Source organism: Allobosea spartocytisi, assembly GCF_014764685.1.
Taxonomy (GTDB): domain Bacteria; phylum Pseudomonadota; class Alphaproteobacteria; order Rhizobiales; family Beijerinckiaceae; genus Allobosea; species Allobosea spartocytisi.
On the sequence record NZ_JACXWY010000013.1, the window covers coordinates 99,846 to 118,282 of the forward strand.

The window sequence follows — 18,437 nt, forward strand, 5'->3', positions numbered from 1 at the left end:
CAAGCGATCGCGTATTGCGAGCGGCGTCGGCTGGCTGGCGCGGGTCAGAAGGACGCCAGCTGCACCCCTGGTTTTGGAGCAATCTTCCGAGCGATCGGATCGATCCGGTTGTTCGACTCGGGATCGAAACGCGCGATGGCAGAGGTGAGGCATCGCGGTCGTCCGCCGCGCATATCGCATGTAACGGCGCTGCGGAGGCTGTCGCGCGGGCCTCCACACCGGTACGCTTCAAGCGCTGAGGTCGGCCTCCAACGCGCTGGCCAGTTCGCCCGGGCTCACCGCGAACACCTGTGAGCTGCCCGACGAAGATAGAGACGGCGTGTGCAGCATGGTGGCGATCTGGCGATAGGCCAGGAACGAGGCGGCTGGAATCTCCTCCTCGTCGACCACCACGCGGTAGGTGCCGGCAGGCTGCGTATGGTCCAACACGCTCAGCCTGAACGGCTTCCTGAATGTGACCGTGGTTTCCCGGCTGCGGGTATTCATGTCAGCTCTTCTTCTCCGGTTTTCCCGCGAGTTCGAGCGCTACTGGCAGGCCCTTTGCGGACACGGGCACTGCCGCCGCTTCCTTTTTCTTCTTGGGCTTCTTGGCCTCTCGATTGCCGCGCGTCTGTCCCTTGGCCATATGAAACTCCTCTTGCGGAGCAGGAGGCGACATGATCGCCACCATCTCCGCGCTGCTCACGCGGAATGGCTCGTGATCGTGAGCGATGTCGCTGCGTGCGGCTGTCGCCGATCGTCTCAGGTCTTGGCCGTGCCGAGCGTTTCGGCGCAGGCCTTGGCGACGGCCGCGTCCGGCGACGGGCTACCGATCATCGTGGCCCAGCCGCCCTTGGCGATGAAATCGCCCTGGCTCCACGAACTGATCTTCTTCAGCTCGGCAAGGGCGGCATCGGCATTGGGCTGCTTCTGGAAGTTGCTCACGCAGATCGGAGACAAGGCCGCGACAACGGCATTCTCAGCTCTGAGCTTCGCGACGCGTTCGCTCGACGAAGCCGTCGACCACCCACCCCAGGTGAAGCCGACAATGGCAAGGGCAACAGCACCGCCAACGGCGCCCCAGATGGCAGGTTTGGTTTGCGAGGAGATTTTCATGGAAAATCCTTCCGATTTGCGGAAGAAAAATCTCCCGTTAAATAATATAGCACGGAAACAGAAAATAATTCAGGTTATTTTTCTCACGAAGGCGAGGTCGAATATTAATTTCATTTCACGCATTATATGAGTTTATGACGCTGGAAATTCCAATTAATATTCGGTTAATTCAGATTATTCATTTACAAATCTCTACTCATTTGAGATGAGGCGTTTGATCGTCTGCTGTGCCTCTTTTTTCTGCGAACTGAAGGCACAACCTGCAGATGCCTCGAAGAGAGGTTTCCACTTCGTCGGCAAGGGGGGACTTTGATATCCGCCAGGGAACTGGGAACCGGCGACAATTTACCAAGCACGAGGATCGCCATCGACAGGCGGCGGCGAAGGCGCCTGAGGGCATACTTCATGTGAGCGGCGTTGTGCGGCCCGATATAGCATAGGCAGATCAGTGGCGGACCGCGCTCGGCAAGGCGCTCCATGCCGGGAGCCAACAGCGCGGTTGGAGGTAACGCTTCGGCCGCCAGTCCATGCTTCTCTAGGATTTGGCCCAGCATCAGCGCGGCCGCCTCATCGAGTTGCGATTGCGCGCCGACGGCCTGAGCCTGCCACGAGTTCGAATTCGCTTCCTTGTCCAGCAGGCAATCAACATGACACCACCGGGAAAGAGCTCCGCAGCCGGTGCTTGTCCCCCGTCATGCGTCGCAGACGCGGCTTATTCCGTAATCAGCTGCGCCTCGGTTGGCGGGCGCGGGTGAAGCATTTTCGCGTGAAGGCGTGCATTTTTTTTCACACTGCGGGAGCCGACTATGAAGGAGCACCGCAGAATTCGCGGTATTTCCGGCCGGCGCGGTGTTCGACCCAGTTTCTTTTTTCATGACGTCGCCGATTTTTTCCAAATGGCGTTTTAGCGGGCTCATTGCCGCGTCAAGCGGCATGATGTGAGCTTCACGCCCCCTGTTTTCATCGTAATCTTGCCTGACGGGACTATCGAGATTGCGGACAGATACTCATGAACCGGGCCGTCGTAAGTCTGAACTCTGCTGCAGGGATCGATGCGAGGCGCCTCGAGCGGCTTCTCGACGGGTTTGAGCCTAGCTTCATCTTTCAGCCGGTCGATCCGCTGCCGGAGGCCGAATATGTCGACCGGCTGCGCCGCATCCGCCGCGAGGCTACCGTCGCAGGCCACGATGTGACGCTGGTGCATGCCGACGGCATCGGCTGGTATCACGTCTCCAATTCCTATCTCCGCTATATCTGCGACTGGGCGCGGGAAGGCGTGCTGGTCATTCCGACCGACGAGGACAAGCCACTCACGCTGTTTTCGTTCTTCTCCTCCTCGGTGTTGCTGCCGCCGGCCGGCGAACCGCTGCTGGTCGAGGACATCTGGCAGGTCGGGACCTGGGGGCGCGAGAGCTATAACCGCCCGGGCAGGATGGTGGATCGCGTCGTCGCGGCAGTCGCGGGTTTCCTGCACGATCAGGGGTTCGCCCGCGCGCAGATCGGCACGATCGGCGATGCGACCTCCGCAGGATACTGGAACGGGCTGAAGGCGGAGCTGCCGAAGGCGAGCTTCATCGCGGCACAGGATATCGTCGACCGGATGCAGCGCCTGCGCAGCCCGGCCGAGCAGAGGCTGGTGCGCGCCGCCGCCCAGCTCGCCGATATCGGCATCCAGGCAGCCTATCACGTCACCCGGCCAGGCGTGACGGATCATGAAATCTACGCTGCCTTCACCTATGCCCAGCTCGCCCGTGGCGGCGAAAGCGGCGATGGCTACCAGATCGGCATCAACCGCTGGGGCACGGCTTGCGGCAAGCCCTACGGCCATGTCGTCCGCGATGGCGACCTGATCAATCTCTACATCTCCGCCACGACCTATCGTGGCTACAACGCGCAGATCGCGCGCATGATCGCGGTCGGCACGATCACGCCGAAGCAGGAGGAGGTGCTGGAGATGTGCGTGGAGGGCGTGCGCGCCGCGGCCGCGCACGTCAAGCCGGGCGCGCTGGTTTCGGAGGTCGCGAACGCTTCCTTCGAGCCCTATATCCGGCGCGGCTATCTCGGCTCCGCCGACAGCCGCACCATGCCCTACAACTGGAACGCCAACGAGGATGGCTCGCCGCGGCGGGTGCCGCGCCAGGCGGTGCCGGACGAGGATTGGGAGCGGCAGGGGCGCCGGCTGATGCATGTCTATCCGGCGACGCTGGGCCCGCACAATCCCAATGCCGGCCACCAGGTCTCGATGCCGAAATTCACGCATTACAACATCGCTTCGAACAACCACGACCGGCTGGAGCCGGGCATGACCTTCGTGCTCCATTCGCAGTGGCTCGATCCGATGGTGGCCGGCTGCAATGTCGGCGACTGCTATCTCGTCACGGCCGCTGGGGCGGAGAACCTGTCCTGCCACACGCCGCTGGAACCTCACCGGGTCAAGCTCTGAAAGCCAGCGCCTGCGCTGGCGGAAAAGGATTGCGATGATGCTGACGCGCCGTAGCCTCGTTTCCGCACTCGGCGTGACCTGCGCTGCTGCCGCGCTCCCGGCGCGGGCACAGGCGAAGCCGGTCACGCTCGTCGTCGCCAATTCGCAATGGCTCGACGCCCTGCGCGGCAAGAGCCTCTGGGCTGCACTGCAGAAGTACCAGCAGATCGCGCCCCATGTGACATTGCAGCAGGAGGCGATCCCCTCGGCCGATTTCAACGACAAGATCACGACCGAGCTCGGCGCCGGGCAGGGCCCTGACATCGCGCTGATGCAGGAAGGCCTGTTCTTCTCCCTCGCCGATGCCAGCTTCCTGGTCCCGCTCGACAAGGCGGCCGAGGGTGTCGCGCTCAACGTTACCAACGAGCAGGGCGTCTTCAAGGGCAAGCGGCTGGGCGTGGCCTGGCAGCGCGCCGCCTATGCGTTGATCTACAACAGGAAGCTGGTCGAGGCCGCCGGCGTTGCGATCCCCCGCGACATCGACGGGCTGATCGCCGCCGCCAGGGCGATCCAGGACAAGACTGGCGCGGTCGGCTTCTCCTCCCGGCACCAGATGGCGGATTTCTCCGGCTGGTTCATGGATTTCCAGAACTGGGCCTATGGCTATGGCACCAACTGGGTGGACGGCCAGGGCAAGCTGACATTGAACACCCCCGAAGCGGTCGCGGCTGTCGCGGCCTTCAAGAAGGTCTATGACGCCAGCATCGTGCCGATCGGCGATGACATGCCGACCCAGCGCATGCGTTTCAAGCAGCGCCAGATCGGCCTCAGCATCGACAATAGCGGCGGCACGCTCAACATCGCGTCCGGAGGGCCGCTCGCCGCCGGCGATGTCGGCGCCGCCGCCTTGCCCTTCCCGCAGCCGGGCGCCTATCAGCAGATATTCCTCGGCATCTCCCGCCATTCGAAGAACCAGAACGAGGCACTTGCCTTCCTGTCCTGGCTTCTCGGCCGCGAGGGTCAGCAAGCCCTGCGCGACGCATCCGGACCGGACACGCTGGCGACCGACGTGCCGCTGACCGACGCCTTCCGTGCCGCCAATCCCTGGGCCGACTCCTTCGCCGCGCTTGCCCTGAAGGCACGCAGCACGCTGATCCCGGGCTACGAGACCAAGACGCCGTCGATCATGCGTCTGGTCATGGAGGCCGTCGAGAAGGTGATCGTCGCGGGCGTCGCCCCGAAGACCGCGCTGGACGAGGCCCAGAAGCAGGCACTCGCGCGCTTCTAGGACATGTCTCGGGCCGTTCGGCGGGCTGGCTTATAGCGGGCTCACGATCGAGGGTAGGGACGCAGGCCTCTCACAGGGCGCGCGACAGGCGAAGGCAAAGCAGCAAGCCGAGCGACGAAACGGTCGCGGGGAGGGGCGAGAATCGATGTCCGCAAGGGCGCTATCCGCAGCGAGGCCGTTCGGCACGAGGGCTCTGCCCTACGCCTTCATTCTGCCGCCGATCACCTATCTCGGCCTGTTCATGTTCTGGCCGCTCGCCCGCCAGATGTGGATGAGCCTGACCAATGCCAAGCTCGCCACGCCGAACGAGGGAGACTTCGTCGGACTGGCGAATTACGCGCGACTGATCGAGACGCCCGCCTTCTATGCCTCACTCAAGGCGACGATCCTCTACGCGAGCTGCGCCGTCGTGCTGGGCGTTGCGCTAGGTGTCGTCTCAGCCTTCGCGATCAACCGGCCCTTCCGCGGGCGGGCGGTCATCCGCGCGGTGCTGCTGTTCGGCTGGGCGGTCCCGAACGTCGCGGCAGCGCTGATCTGGCTGTGGATGTTCAACGAACGCTCCGGCGTTCTCAACCAGATCCTGACCGGCATCGGCCTTTCGCGCCTGCGCTGGCTGACCAGCATCGACTGGGCGCTGCCTTCCATCCTCCTGGTCACGATCTGGCAGGTGGCGCCCTTCGTCATGCTGGTGGTGCTGGCGGCGCTGCAATCGGTGCCGGAGGAGGTGCGGGAGGCGGCGCGCGTCGACGGCGCCGACCCGCTCAACGTCTTCCGCGCCGTGACCTGGCCTCACATCCTGCCGGCGGTGCAACTCGCCAGCCTGCTGGTGGCCGTGTGGTCGATCCGGCGCTTCGATATCATCTATCTGCTCACCGGAGGCGGTCCGCTCGGCAGCACCTCGACGCTGGTGGTCCGTATTCGCCAGACAGCCTTCGAGGCGCATGAACTCGGCATGGCGAGCGCCTATGGCGCCGTCGGGCTCCTCCTCGCCCTTCTCATTGCCGCGATTCACCAGACGGTCGACAGGCGGCGCACACGCTGGATGGCGGATCGATGACATCTCTGGGCAAGCTTCCACGCTTTCTGCTCATCGGGCTGCTGGCCGTGCTGGCGGGCTTCCCGGTCTACTGGATGGCGACCACGGCGCTGTCCGACCAGGACCAGCTCTATGTCGGCCGCCAGGTGCCCTGGCCGCAGCTCGGCAATCTCGGCAGCCTGCTCGCCGCGATACGGGAGGTGCCGGCCGGGCGCTGGATGGTCAATTCGCTCGTCATTGCCGCCGGCACCACGGTGGTGAGTCTGCTGCTCGGCTCGCTGGCGGGCTACGCGCTCAGCCGCTTCCGTTTCCGCGGGCGCGGCTTGGTCGGCTTCCTGCTGTTCATGACGCAGGTGGTGCCCGAGGCACTGATCCTCGTGCCGCTCTATGCGATGTTCATCACGCTCGGCCTGCTGAACGATCTCGCCGGCCTGGCACTGGCCAATGCGGCTTTTTCCCTGCCGGTCGCCACCTTCATTATCAAGGGTGCCATCGACACGGTGCCCTACGAGATCGAGGAATCGGCGCAGGTCGACAACTGCCCGCGCTTCGGCATCCTCTGCATGATCGTGCTGCCTCTTGTGGCGCCGAGCCTCGCCGCGGCGGCCGTCATCGCCTTTTTCGCCGGCTGGAACGAATATCTCTTCGCCTCGACCTTCCTGATGAATCGGGAGCTCTGGCCGGCCAGTGTCGGGCTTGCCTCCTTCATCGGGCAGTACGAGACGCCGCTTTCGGTGGTCATGGGCACGGCGCTACTGTTCAGCCTGCCGGCGATCACCTTCTTCCTGCTCATCCAGCGCCGCATCGTCTCCGGACTGACCTCCGGAGCCGTCAAAGGATAGCCATGCCGGAACTCGTTCTCGACAAGCTCTCGAAATCCTTCGGAGAGGCCACGATCATTCCCTCGCTGTCGGCTTCGATACCGGACGGCGAGTTCCTGGTGCTGCTCGGCCCTTCGGGTTGCGGCAAGTCGACCCTGCTGCGGATGATCGCCGGCCTGACCGAGATCTCGTCCGGAGAGCTGCGTTTCGACGGGACAAGGGCGAATGACTGGTCGCCGAAGCAGCGGGGGATAGCCTTCGTCTTCCAGTCCTATGCGCTCTATCCGCATATGACGGTGCGCGGGAATATCAGCTTCCCGCTGATCATGGACGCTTTCCGGCCCTGGCATCATCTGCCTGTGCTGAACTCCATCATGCGCCGGCGCCTGATGCGCAACCCCGACATCGCGCGGCGGACCCAGGCCATCGCCCGCCAGCTCGAGCTCGAACCCCTGCTGGAGCGTCGCCCGGCGGGGCTATCGGGAGGGCAGCGCCAGCGCGTGGCGCTCGCCCGCGCGCTCGTCCGCGATCCCTCGGTGTATCTGCTCGACGAGCCGCTCTCCAATCTCGACGCCAAGCTGCGCACGCAGATGCGCGCCGAGATATCCTCGCTCCACCACAAGGTGGGCAAGACCTTCGTCTACGTGACCCACGATCAGATCGAAGCGATGACGATGGCGACGCGGATCATCATCCTCGACCGCGGCGTCGTGCAGCAGATCGGCACGCCCGACGAGATCTACGCGGAGCCCGCCAATACATTCGTGGCCAGGTTCATCGGCTCTCCGGCGATGAACCTGATCCCCGTCGTCGCCGGCAGGGGCCGCCTGACCGTGCCGCCCTCCCTCGGCTTCGCCTATGCCGGCCCGGTGCCGGGCGGAAGCAAGCAGATCCTCGGCATCCGCCCGGAAAAGCTGCGGCTACTCCCCGAAGGCGAAGGGGCGCTTCCGGCGGAAGTCGCAGTCGTGGAAAGCCTCGGCGCCGAGACGGTCATCGGCTGCCGGCTGCTCACGGGCGCGTCGGAGGAGCATTTGCTCGACCACGACCTGATCTTCGTGCGCATGCCCGGCGTGCGGCGCATCGCGATCGGCGCACGCTGCACGCTCGGTTTCTCGACCGAGGATGTGACCTGGTTCGATGCCGAAACCGGCCGACGCCTCACGGTCTGATCTCTCCAGCCAGCGGGATTTCCTGCCATGCAACGCTTCCACATCAGCGCGACCGGCCACAGCCTGAACTATCTGCCGGAATATGTCGCAGCTCGACAGGGGTACTTCGCCGAAGAGGGCCTCGAGGTCACGGTCAGCGTGCCCAAGCCCTGGGATCTGGTGCTGGACGAGCTCGGCAACGGCACGGCCGATGCCGTGCTGGGCGGCATCTGGGTGCCGTCCATGTTCCGCGGCCGGGGCAAGCATTACGTGCCTTTCGCGCAGATGGCGGCACGCGCGCCGCTCGCCCTCCTCGGCCGCCAGCCGAGAGCGTCCTTCTCCTGGCGTGACCTGCCCGGCAAAGTCATCGCAATGAAGGGCAGCAACGGTGCGAGCGTCGGGCTCTTCGTCAAGCTCCTCCTGCGCGAGAACGGTATCGACCCGCGCGAGGTCGGCTTCATCCAGGATCTCGACGGCGCGATGCTGTCCGACCTGTTCCGCGGTGGCATGGCCGACTTCCTGGCGATCGACTATCCCAACGCCGCGGCGCTTGAGCTCGCCGGCGTCGGTCATGTGGCCGCCCCGCTCGCCATCGTCGGAGGCGACGTGCCATGGAGCGTCTACTACGCCGAGGGCGAGGCTTCCCCCGAACGGCTCGACCGGCAACGGCGCTTCATGCGCGGCCTCGGACGCGGCATGGAGCAGGTGCTTGCGCATGATGCCCGCGAGATTGCGGAGTTTCTGGCACAGGCCTTCCCGCGTCTTTCGCCCGATCTCCTCGTCCGCCTCACCAACGAATACCGGGCTTGCGGCATGTGGACGACGCCGCGCATCGATGCCGCCAGCTATGAGCGTTGGCAGCGCGGCATCGCGGACGGTCATTTGACCGCAGCTCCGATCCCCTACGACGCACTGATCGACGCGCGCCCGGCTGCGCCGGCCTGAGGGCCCGCAGCAAGACGGCTTCGGCCGCGGCCCGCCTCAGCGACGCTGACCGAGCTTCGGCGTCGCGACGTCGTCAAGCAGGCTCACCAGGCTGTCGACGCGCCGGAAGCGCGCGAGGCTGGCTTCCCCCGACGCCGCCGCGACGCTCCATGCCAGGAAATTGATGATCGGCACCGCCGCGACGAAGGAGTTGAAGGGGGAGGGCGACTGGCAGCGGCAGCGCAGCACGTGATGGGCGGCGGCAGAACGCTCGTCGATGCTGAGATCGGTGATCAGTACGGTGATCGCCCCGCTGGCCGCCGCCTCGGCGAGAATCACCGGCAGAAGTCGGGGGCGCCTGCGAAAGGCGATGACCATGAAGACGTCGCCGGGAGCGATCGAGGCGATCTCGTGGGAATAGGAGGCTCCGCCGGCAGGCAGGACCTGGACGTCGTCCTTGACCAGCGTGAAATAGTGAGCGGCGTGATGGGCAAGCCCGTAGCCGCTGCGCAGGCCCATGATCCAGAGCCGGCGCGCGGCGACGATCGCCTCGGTGATCTGGACCAGTGCCTCCTCGGACAGGGTTGCCGCCGTATCCCGGATATTGACGAGATCAGACTCGATGACGTGCTGCAACGAAACCTCGCTGGACGGCGCCCGGTCGGGATCGGTGAGGCCGGCGCGCGGCGAACCCCAGAGCTGGTCGGTTCGAATCTGGTGCTTGGCCGCCGGGACGGAGGTGTATCCGAGGGCTCGGAACAACCGCGCCGCCGTCGCCTTCGAGACCCCGGCCATCCCTGCGAGTTCGCCCGCCGTAAGGTCTGAAATAGTCATCTGATGGCGCAGCAGCACATCCGCGAGCCGACGCTCGGACGGTGTCAGGCCGGCATAAGCAGCAAAGATGCGTGCTTCCAGCGAGCGGGGGAGCGAGGAAGCATCCGGTTTCGTCATGGAGATATGAGTACCGATCAACCGCGATGGTCCTCAACGTTGCATCGTAAACCGGCCGTCTCGTCAACGGCACGATCATGGGCATGGGTCGGGATGATGTGAGGAACTGCTGCTCCGGTCGCAAACCGGCGTCTCAATCCGGCGAAAAGTGAAGCTCGCGGTTCGCGACGGCTCCATTCTAGGTATAAACTTACGTCTCGCCGCGTGCTCCACTCTTAATCCAATTACGGTTCACCTTGGCCCCAGGATCCTGGGATCAAATGTGTTGGTCTTCGCGGCGGAAATCCGGCGAAGACCGCAGAAGCAGCGTGGTGCGCCCGCACGGCATGGCGGCGATGTCGAACGACCCTGTGCATGCCGAAGTCACTCGCATTCATCATCGCGATTTCGCCGTCTCTTTTCACCCGACGGGACTTTCGCCATCATCGGCTCCAATCAGGCTTGGTGATTGGACAGTCGGTAGAACGGCCGAAACGACGGGGTTTCCGCTGGTGTCCGGCCAAGCCAGGAACAACTCGGCCTGGGTGCTTTCGGCGCCCGCCAACGGCCGCAAAGTCACCTCAGCCGGACAGCAAGCAAGAGCGCCGCCTTGCTCGAACACACACGCTTCCTGACGCGCGGCAGCAATGGCAATTTTCGCTTCGGGCCTGAACTCTGGCGGCTCGGCTCGCTCTATCGACGTAGCTTCGATCTTGTTGGCACGCCGCTCGACCGTCTCAAACAAGGAGCCGTCGAAGAGGTCTTGTTGGTCGCCACCAGAGACTTTGGCTGATGCACTCAATCTCCAGCGAGAGCGCGATCATCACCGAAGCTGCCATTCGGGCTGCGGATCAACTCAAGATTCCTGCGGGGGCATTTGCAGCGATCATCGGTCTCAACGAGGCGACAGTGGCGCACATCAGGCGCGGTAGCTCTGCACTTTGAGCCCGGCACGAAGCCGTTCGAGCTTGCCGTTCTTTTCGTGCAGTTGTTTTGCTCGCTCGATGCAGTTGCCGGCGGCGACGATCAGGTAGCCGCAAGCTGGCTTGTCAGCCCGAATGCCACCCTCGATGCTCGGCCGATCGAGAAGTTGCAGACCGTGGCCGGGCTCGTTGATGTCATCGCCTATCTGGAAGTGCGTCGCGCTCTCAACTGAGTTTGGAAGAGTCCTGCCGCTGTAAAAGAGAGACGGTCGAGGACATGCCGTCAACTGAACAGCCATCCTGGCCTTCACGTCCGCCAGATTCACGCTGAGGGCGACCTCACTCAGGCTGAATGCCGCAAGCGTAGCAGATGCACACCCTGACCAAATAACAGGGGGATCCTATGGCGGACGTGATGAGGTCGGATGCGAGCGCGCCGTGTGCGGCCTATCCACACCTACCGGGCGACCGGGAAAATCGAGGCTCCGATCCGCGCTGCGCTGTCGAGGTTTTCAGTGACCTGAGGAATCGCGTTTCGCCTGGGCGACATGGGATGCCTTGCGAAGGCGTCCCCGTTCCGCCGGGCGGATCAGCGAATTCACCTCCTTGTCCGGGATGTCGTGCATGCCCCGATTGGCGTGCCGGGTGTTGAACGGGATGTTGTTCTGCTGCGCGTGCATCTTGAGTTCGAGCGCGCGCTGGGCGTTCTCGATCAGGCTATGGTTCTTCGCCATCTCGGCGCGACGCTGAATCTCGGCATTCAGTCGTTTCAGGGCAGCCGACAGCGTTGTTGCCTTCAGGCTCGACCCGGCATGTCCGCTGCTGGGCTCCGCACCTTTGGGAGGCGATTTGCCGCGCATCTCGCGCCGCTGCTGGTTGGCGTGGCTGCTGGCCTTGTCGCGCAGGTCCCGCAACCGCTTCAGCAAGACGTTCAAGGCGTCGTCCGCCAGGTCCTGGATGGATGTCCAAGCTTCTGGCGCCGCAAAAATCGAGGACTTACGAAACCATCAATGCACTTCGAATGCGCACATTGGTAGCTTGCGTCAGAAGCGGCCTCGGACGCACCAGCCGCCTGGAAACAAGGCGTTATCCGCCGGGCTGGGTTTCCACAGCTTTCGCTGTCGAGCGATCGGAGAGGACCAAAAAGCAGCCCAAACACCGAGGACCGCCATGGAAATCCAAGCTTACGCCGACGGCCTGGCCGATATGTTCTGCCCCTATCTCACTGCCCAGGGAAATTCTTCGCCGAAGGGTGGAGGCTAGCGCAGACCAGCAACTGCGATGCGCCGACAGCGGAACTTTGCTCATCGCCTGTAAGCGGACCTCTAGAACGCTGAAACGGCATGACCTCAAACGTCCCATGTCGGACCTTCAGCGGGTTCGCTGCGGAGCCAGGGTAACCTCAGAACCTGACTGCGAGCACGCCCTTGAAGGCGTGGTCCTGCGCGTCCTGGGCGAGCTGCCCGGTATAGGAGAGGCCGAGCGAGGCGCTCTGGCCGATGGCCAGGTCGAGCCCCGCCTCGAGCAGGGCGGCGTCCTTCGCGATCGGGACACCAGCGACCGAGAACGGTGTACTGCCGGCAAAGGCCAGCGTTGCGGTCGGGGTGACGTCTCCGAAGGCGTGGCGCCAGGCTAATCCGCCGCGCAGGGTCAGGCCCACGCCCCGCAGATCGAAGCTGGTCGCGGCACGCAGTCCAAGCGTGGAATATCCTACATTGGTGTCGCCGCCACGGCTTGAGAGCGCCGCGGCGCCGCTGGTCTCGCGGAAGCCATCGGTATGCAGGTTGACATAGGCCAGGCCGGCAAAGGGCTCGAACGCCACCCGGCCGAGATCGACCCGGTAGCCGAGCTCCCCAAAAACCTGGGCGGTGCCGGCATTGTAGTCGGCCTTGAGGCTATTGCCGAAACCGGCGAAGGCGACAGTGCGGCTGATCTCGACGTCGTGCCAGGTGTAGCTCGCGCCAGTGCGCAGGTTGAGCGCGCCCCATTGCCCGCCACCATAGAGGCCGAGATGGTAGTTGTCGCTCTCGCCCGAGGAGCGCCGGCCCTTCACGTCGAACTCGGAGCGGCTGTAGCCGGCAACGACGCCGACGCGCAGGGTGTCGAACACCGCAGCATCGGCACCGATGAGGAAGCTGCCGGTCGAGCGCGTCAACTTGGCAGCGTTGCGGTCGCTGTCCGTTGTGCCCCAGGAGCCGTAGCCCTGGCCCCAGACCGCGAAGCGGTCGGACCTGAGCTCGGGCATCGGACCTTTCACGCTTGGGGCGAGATCGGCGGTGAAGCCGTAGTTCAACGTCGTCATGGGCTGCGCGCCGACCGCGCCGAAGGCCGAACGCAGTCGGTCGTTGACGGCGTTGCGCAGGAGCCAGCTCTCGTCGATCAGCGCCGTCTTCGCCGAGGCGTGAACCTCGCCGGAGAGCGAGTCGAAGGCGGCGCGCGCACCTGGCGCGTCGAGCATCAGCAGGCTGTTGTAGAGCGCCAGCCTGCCGCCGACCTGCGGCAGCGTGTCGAGAGCGCCAGCGGTGACAAATTGGTTGCGCGTCTGCGCCACGGTTTCGAAAATCGCTGGCGGGGGTGTCGGCGTTGGGCCAGAGCCGGGAGGGGTGGTCGGGGGAGTACCCGGGTCAGGGGGAGTGACCGGAGGCGTCCCCTTGACCGCAATGATGAGGTCGACCTGGTTGGGCTGCTGGTCGACGGAGAGGTCGAGGAAGGCGGAACGCGAGACCGCTCCGGGGGCGCTGCCGATGACACCGCCTGTCGCGGTGAGGATCGTGTAGCGCTGGCCGTTGACGTAGCTGGTCTGCGGATCGAGCGCGGTGACCCCGACTTGGCTGCCCGTGACGATGGCGCTTCCGGTCACGGCGATGCGGTCGGAGGTGCCGTTGCCGGCGATCTCGGCCTCGTAGGTCGAGCCCGGCGCCAGCGTCAGGTTGCCATTGACGTTGAGGGTGCCGATCGAGTTGCCCGGGGCAATGGTCGCCCCCGATTGGATCGTGGTGGAGCCGACCGTGCCGCTGCCGCCGAGCGCTGCGCCCGAGAGCACGGTGACGGCCGAGTTCGCGAACGAGGCATTCACCGAGAGCTTGCCGTCCTCAACCGTCGTCGCGCCGATCAGATTGCCGTCGCCGGTCAGATTGAGATTGCCCGCGCCGCGCTTGGTGAGGGTGCCGGTGCCGTTGATCGCTCGGGCGAAGGTACCGTCGCCTGGCTGGTCGAAGACCAGCGCGGCGTTGTTGTGGATCGGACCGAGGCCGAAGCTCGTCGCCGAGCCTATCAGCGTGCCGGCCTGGATCAGCGTGCCGCCATAGCTGTTGGTACCGGTCAGGGTGAGCGACCCGGCCCCCAGCTTCTGCACGTCGCCGCTGCCCGAAATGGTTCCGGTGAAGGTGATATTGTCAGAGCGGTTGAAGGCGAGCGTACGATTGTTGACGACGTTACCTATGATCGAGCCGGTGGTGCCGCCATTGCCGATCTGCAGGACGCCGGCGCTGATCGTCGTGCCGCCCGTGTAGCTGTTGGTGCCGGTCAGGATCTGCGTGCCGGCGCCGAGCTTGGTCAGGCTGCCCGCCCCGGAGACGGCGCCGCCTAGCTCGAACTGTGTGCCTGTCGCCACGTCGAAGCCGCCGGGGCCGTCGAGCGCCACGGGACGAAACGAGGCGAAGCTGGCCGTGGTCGCGAGCGTGCCGCCGTTAAGGCTCAAGCCACCGGAGGCCGCCCCGAGATTGGCATTGGCAGAGATCTGCAGCACGCCGCCTTCGATCGCCGTGCCGCCGCTGTAGCTGTTGCTGCCGGAGAGCACGAGCCTGCCGTTGCCGACCTTGGCGATGGCCGTGCCGCTGCCATCGGCAATCGTCGAGGCGATGTTGGCTATGACGCCGTTATCGACGTTGAATGTACCGGACGTGCCGCCCGCGGGCAGGATTGAAAGCGTCCCGCCGCTCAGCGCGTAGCCATTGGCCGAGAATTGCAGGGTGTCGAAACTCACCGTGCCGGCAACGCTGACCGCGCCGCCGGCCGCGCCGGCGAAGACGCCGACCGAGCCGCCCCAGCCGGCATTGGCGCTGCCGGCGCTATTGGTCCAGTTGGTGCCGAAGGGAGCCCAGGTGCCGGCCCCGCCATCGACGGTGCCGTTGCCGATTGCGTTCGTGCCGTCCCAGAACTGCAGGGTCTGGCCGGTGCCGAACACGGCGAGGTTGACCTGTCCTGCCGTCGCCGTCTCGACCTGCGCGCTGGCGATGGTGAAACCGCTCCGGGTCGAGGTCACGCCTTGGCTGGCGAAGCTGCCCGCGAGCGTGCCGCCATAGTCGAACAGCCGATAATAGCCGGCTGCCGCCGCACGCGCATCGAGGGCGCCGCCGAGCGTGAGATTGCCGGTGACCTTGACGAGGTCGTTGCCGGCGATGGGATCGCTGCCGCCGACCACGCCCGGCGAATTCAGCTCGAAGACCGAGGTCGAGCCGCCATTCAGTGCAAGCGAGCCGACCGTCAGCGTGCCGGGACTGTGGCCCGCCGACAGGGCGCCGTTGACAGTCACGGCCCCGGCGATGCTGCCCGTGCCGGACAGCGTCGCGCCGGCTGCCACGGTCATCGCTCCCGGCCCGTTCAGCGCGCCGTCGACGCGCAGCTCGCCGGCCGAAACCAGCGTGGGGCCGCTATAGGTGCTGACGCCGGACAGCACCTGCATGCCCGTGCCCTGCTTAACAAGACCCCCGGTGCCTTCGATGGAACCGGCAAAGGTCTGGTTCGTCGCGTTGCCGAAGGTCATCGTGTTAGCGCCGAGCGCGATGGTGCTGCCGGCAACACCAGACAGCGAGCCGATGGATTGGTTGCCTGCGAGGCTGATATCGAAAGCGGCGCTCGCTCCGCCCAGCGAGAGTGCGGAGCCCGCGGCGAGTGCGCCGCCCGCGCCGAGCGCGAGGGTACCCGCCGTGATCGTCGTACCGCCAGTATAGGTGTTCGCGCTGCCCAGCGTCAGCGTGCCCGCGCCTTGCTTAACGATGCCGCCGGAGCCGCCGATGACCCCGCTGAAGGTCTGGTTCCCCGCATCGCCCAAGCTCAGCATATGAGCGCCGAGGGCGACGCTGGTGCCCGCAGCGCCTGTCAAAGCCCCGATCGTCTGGTTTGCACCCGATCCGCTGATGTCGAAAACCGCGCCCGCGCCGAACAGGTTGACTCCGCTGGTCGCGGCAAGGCTACCGCCCGGCCCCAGCGCCAGGGTGCCGGCATTGATCAGGGTGCCGCCGGTGTAAGTATTGACCGCCGAAAGCGTCAGCGTGCCCGTGCCCTGCTTGACCAGGCCATCCGTGCCGGACAATGCGGGGGCGAGGCCGATATTGTACGCCTGCGTGTCGATCGTGCTGCTTCCCGAAAGACGCACATCGGTCGGCCCGAAGTTTGCGATAAAGTTGCTGTTGTCCCGCGTGGCCCGAAGCACCCCACCTTGGAGATTGAAGATGCCGGTTCCGTCGCTTTTCTGAACGCTGCCGGTTTCAAGCACGCCGCCCGCGCCGAGGTTCAGCGTGCCCGAGGCCCTTGCCGTCGAATCGCCCAGCACTAAGTTGGTGGTAACGACAGTGCCCCCGCTGTCGATGGTCAGTGCACCGGGGCCGTTGACGCCGACCCGGAGTTCGTTGTTCGTCCAGGTCGAACCCGAACCCGATACCGTGACGGCGCCAGAGGCGACGGTAGAGTTCACCAGAACGTAGCCGATCATGCTGTAACCGCTGGAGACCTTGCCGCCACCTTGAATGGTGAGCGTGCCGACGCCGCCAGCGCCGACATACAGGACACCGGCATTCGTCCAGGTCGAGCCCGGGCCGGACACCGTGACAGAGCCAACGCTTCCTACGCCGTAGCCGACCCCACCATTGAGGTTGGACGCCTTGCCGCCGTTCTGAATGGTGAGCGTACCATTACTGGTCTCGCTGCCGCCGACATAGAGGTTACCGCTATTCGTCCAGGTGGAGCCCGGGCCGGACACCGTGACAGAGCCAACGCTTCCTACCCCGTAGCCGATTACGCCTTCGACGTTGGATAGCGTGCCGCCGTTCTGAATGACGAGATCGCCGGGATTGGACCAGCCAAAGGTCAAGTTGCCGAAAATCGTCACGGTGCTCGTATTGAGAAAAACGCCCATATCCGTGATGACTTGGGTGATGGCCGGCGTTGCGCCATCGATGACGTTGCCCCTCAGACTGATATCGTCAGCCCACCCACGCTCCGCCGGGACGAGCAGCAGGGCGCCTGTGCTGGCCAGGGAAATTTTTCTCGATACCCGTCTGCCTAGCGAGGTACGGGGCATGATGGAACCAGTGCGGCGGACGTGCTTCACATCGCTTTCCTGACGGCGAGCGCCATGCTGCCGAGCAACAACGCGGTCCGCCCACCGCGCCGACTCGCACCAAGCCGCAATGCCGCTGCTCCAGCAGCTTCCCCTTTCCGAGACGAGGCGAGAACGGCAGACGGCGTCTCGGCGACAAGCGCAGATCTCACGAAATCCCCCTGGACGGCCACACAACCTGCAGGTGGACCTGCAGCGGTTTCCTCGTCGCGCCGCCGCTCGCGACCGCCGAGTGTGTTGCCAATATCTCAGGTGAATCGCGGCTCGCCCACTACCCGAACGGGTATGGCCCGCGTCATGCGACGCGGAAGATGCAGGCTTTCACTTTAACGCATACCCCACCGATCGCCGTTAGAGCATGATCGCCAGACGCGCTCGCCTGGAGAACTGGGCGCGACGAGCCGAGGAACCATGGACGGCGACCTTAGAAACGAGATCATTGCTCTCTATGAAGCCCAACCGGACCTGCTCAGCCTGCCCGGTCTTGTCTTCGCCAGTGTCGGCCGCCTGATCGACGCCGAGGTGGTGAGCTTTTCGGAGTTCCACCAACCAAGCCGGGACTTCCGTTCGATGATCTCCGTGGAGGACGATCCCGAGCGTCGCAGCCAGGCCATGCAGGCCTTCGCCCGCCACATGCATTCGCATCCGTTCTGGCAATATGATCCTGGCTTCTTCGGCGAGCGGGCTCTGCGTGAATCGGATTTCTTCTCGGAGGAGGAGTTCCTGGCGCTACCCATCGCCCGAGAGGTGTTCCTGCCGTCCGGTGCGCGCCACATCATGGCGGTCGTCCTGGCGCATGAGCACTACGTGGTAACCATCGCCGGCCACCGCGTCCTGGGTCGACCGCCCTTTGGGGACGAGGAGCGGGACAGGCTGGAAGCCTTCCGCGCGCATGTGCTGCGCAGCTATCGGCAGGCGCAGGAACGCACGCTCGCCAAACTCACGCCAGGCGAGCGGCTGCGGCTCGCCTTCCCCGAACTGACTCCCCGGCAGCTTGAGGTCGCGGCCTTGATCGCGTCGGGCAAGTCGAACGAGGAGATCGCGATCATTCTCGGTACGGGCATCAACGCGGTCAAAGCCCACATCAAGGCGATCTACGGCAAGGTCGACTCGGACAACCGCCGTGCGATGGCAGCCATCGCCCATACCGTGTCCCCATTCGCGAAGCTGCCGCCCCTCTGGAAGCTTGGTCTGGAAGCCTGGAGTGGCCGGGTAAGATAGCAAGAAGGCACGCTGTCGGAAGGCAAATACTCGGGACGGCGGCTAAAACTAAAGCTCTCCGCCCGTCGCCGTAATTCGACTGCCCGAAAGCGGACGATGTGGGCGTCAGCAATGGGCCAGTTCCGGTTATCCGGCTGTCGGCCTTCGCAGAGCGCCGGAAGCAGACATTTTAGCCTGACATGCACGAGTCAGTGATGAAGCTCGTCGTCTTCGACCTCCCATTTAGCTCAGGCCTGACGGATGCCGGCCGGCGCGCCGTGTTCCGGCCGTTGGAAGCCAGCGACGCCGA

Annotated in this window: 15 protein-coding genes; 9 read left to right on the forward strand and 6 right to left on the reverse strand. The window is 64.8% G+C overall.

All coding sequences use genetic code 11. The features are described from left to right. Positions 1-228: 228 nt before the first annotated feature. From IED13_RS19250 to IED13_RS19260, 3 genes are read right to left on the reverse strand one after another with little or no spacing between them, the layout of a single operon-like run. On the reverse strand, positions 229-486 hold the full coding sequence (locus tag IED13_RS19250; protein WP_142020937.1) for a hypothetical protein: 258 nt from the start codon (positions 484-486) through the stop codon (positions 229-231). Position 487: 1 nt separating this feature from the next. Next, positions 488-685 (reverse strand): hypothetical protein, encoded by a 198-nt coding sequence (locus tag IED13_RS19255; protein ID WP_191125173.1) that lies wholly within the window; start codon positions 683-685, stop codon positions 488-490. A gap of 56 nt (positions 686-741) precedes the next feature. Then, the gene (locus IED13_RS19260) at positions 742-1,095 is read right to left on the reverse strand and encodes a hypothetical protein (protein ID WP_191125139.1); all 354 of its coding nucleotides are present in this window, start codon (positions 1,093-1,095) and stop codon (positions 742-744) included. Between the two features lie 1,009 nt (positions 1,096-2,104). On the opposite strand from IED13_RS19260, the gene IED13_RS19265 reads away from it, so the two are divergent. From IED13_RS19265 to IED13_RS19290, 6 genes are all read left to right on the forward strand, one after another. Further along, positions 2,105-3,538, forward strand: a complete 1,434-nt coding sequence (locus tag IED13_RS19265) for a M24 family metallopeptidase (RefSeq protein ID WP_191125140.1) — start codon at positions 2,105-2,107, stop codon at positions 3,536-3,538. A gap of 37 nt (positions 3,539-3,575) precedes the next feature. Continuing rightward, positions 3,576-4,805 (forward strand): ABC transporter substrate-binding protein, encoded by a 1,230-nt coding sequence (locus IED13_RS19270; protein WP_248312671.1) that lies wholly within the window; start codon positions 3,576-3,578, stop codon positions 4,803-4,805. A 145-nt stretch (positions 4,806-4,950) separates the two neighbouring features. Next, positions 4,951-5,862, forward strand: coding sequence for a carbohydrate ABC transporter permease (locus tag IED13_RS19275; RefSeq protein WP_191125142.1), 912 nt, complete (start codon positions 4,951-4,953; stop codon positions 5,860-5,862). Next, positions 5,859-6,683 carry a carbohydrate ABC transporter permease gene (locus IED13_RS19280; RefSeq protein ID WP_191125143.1) on the forward strand — a complete coding sequence of 275 codons (825 nt, stop codon included), beginning with the start codon at positions 5,859-5,861 and terminating at the stop codon, positions 6,681-6,683. The genes IED13_RS19275 and IED13_RS19280 overlap by 4 nt, the downstream gene beginning before the upstream one ends. A 2-nt stretch (positions 6,684-6,685) precedes the next feature. After that, on the forward strand, positions 6,686-7,831 hold the full coding sequence (locus tag IED13_RS19285) for an ABC transporter ATP-binding protein (RefSeq protein ID WP_191125144.1): 1,146 nt from the start codon (positions 6,686-6,688) through the stop codon (positions 7,829-7,831). 27 nt (positions 7,832-7,858) lie between these two features. Beyond that, positions 7,859-8,755, forward strand: a complete 897-nt coding sequence (locus tag IED13_RS19290) for an ABC transporter substrate-binding protein (protein WP_191125145.1) — start codon at positions 7,859-7,861, stop codon at positions 8,753-8,755. Positions 8,756-8,791: 36 nt separating this feature from the next. Here IED13_RS19290 and IED13_RS19295 read toward each other — a convergent pair whose 3' ends face one another. Next, entirely contained in the window at positions 8,792-9,685 is an 894-nt protein-coding gene (locus IED13_RS19295) for a MurR/RpiR family transcriptional regulator (protein ID WP_191125146.1), read from the reverse strand. A gap of 589 nt (positions 9,686-10,274) precedes the next feature. On the opposite strand from IED13_RS19295, the gene IED13_RS19300 reads away from it, so the two are divergent. After that, the gene (locus tag IED13_RS19300; RefSeq protein ID WP_191125147.1) at positions 10,275-10,457 is read left to right on the forward strand and encodes a hypothetical protein; all 183 of its coding nucleotides are present in this window, start codon (positions 10,275-10,277) and stop codon (positions 10,455-10,457) included. 189 nt (positions 10,458-10,646) lie between these two features. After that, on the forward strand, positions 10,647-10,820 hold the full coding sequence (locus tag IED13_RS29255) for an MbcA/ParS/Xre antitoxin family protein (protein ID WP_318652290.1): 174 nt from the start codon (positions 10,647-10,649) through the stop codon (positions 10,818-10,820). A gap of 279 nt (positions 10,821-11,099) precedes the next feature. Here IED13_RS29255 and IED13_RS19310 read toward each other — a convergent pair whose 3' ends face one another. Further along, entirely contained in the window at positions 11,100-11,513 is a 414-nt protein-coding gene (locus IED13_RS19310) for a hypothetical protein (protein ID WP_191125148.1), read from the reverse strand. Between the two features lie 476 nt (positions 11,514-11,989). Beyond that, positions 11,990-17,104: an autotransporter domain-containing protein gene (locus IED13_RS19315; RefSeq protein ID WP_191125149.1), complete on the reverse strand. Its 5,115-nt coding sequence runs from the start codon at positions 17,102-17,104 to the stop codon at positions 11,990-11,992. Positions 17,105-17,338: 234 nt separating this feature from the next. Between IED13_RS19315 and IED13_RS19320 the strand changes: the two genes are divergently transcribed. Beyond that, on the forward strand, positions 17,339-18,148 hold the full coding sequence (locus tag IED13_RS19320; protein ID WP_191125150.1) for a helix-turn-helix transcriptional regulator: 810 nt from the start codon (positions 17,339-17,341) through the stop codon (positions 18,146-18,148). The last annotated feature ends 289 nt before the right edge of the window (positions 18,149-18,437 follow it).

Excerpts from the sequence above, each read along its gene's own strand:
- IED13_RS19265 (WP_191125140.1), top strand. The coding sequence starts at position 2,105 with ATGAACCGGGCCGTCGTAAGTCTGAACTCTGCTGCAGGGATCGATGCG.
- IED13_RS19295 (WP_191125146.1), bottom strand. The coding sequence starts at position 9,685 with ATGACGAAACCGGATGCTTCCTCGCTCCCCCGCTCGCTGGAAGCACGC.
- IED13_RS19260 (WP_191125139.1), bottom strand. The coding sequence starts at position 1,095 with ATGAAAATCTCCTCGCAAACCAAACCTGCCATCTGGGGCGCCGTTGGC.
- IED13_RS19280 (WP_191125143.1), top strand. The coding sequence starts at position 5,859 with ATGACATCTCTGGGCAAGCTTCCACGCTTTCTGCTCATCGGGCTGCTG.
- IED13_RS19250 (WP_142020937.1), bottom strand. The coding sequence starts at position 486 with ATGAATACCCGCAGCCGGGAAACCACGGTCACATTCAGGAAGCCGTTC.
- IED13_RS19290 (WP_191125145.1), top strand. The coding sequence starts at position 7,859 with ATGCAACGCTTCCACATCAGCGCGACCGGCCACAGCCTGAACTATCTG.
- IED13_RS19275 (WP_191125142.1), top strand. The coding sequence starts at position 4,951 with ATGTCCGCAAGGGCGCTATCCGCAGCGAGGCCGTTCGGCACGAGGGCT.
- IED13_RS19285 (WP_191125144.1), top strand. The coding sequence starts at position 6,686 with ATGCCGGAACTCGTTCTCGACAAGCTCTCGAAATCCTTCGGAGAGGCC.
- IED13_RS19270 (WP_248312671.1), top strand. The coding sequence starts at position 3,576 with ATGCTGACGCGCCGTAGCCTCGTTTCCGCACTCGGCGTGACCTGCGCT.
- IED13_RS19320 (WP_191125150.1), top strand. The coding sequence starts at position 17,339 with ATGGACGGCGACCTTAGAAACGAGATCATTGCTCTCTATGAAGCCCAA.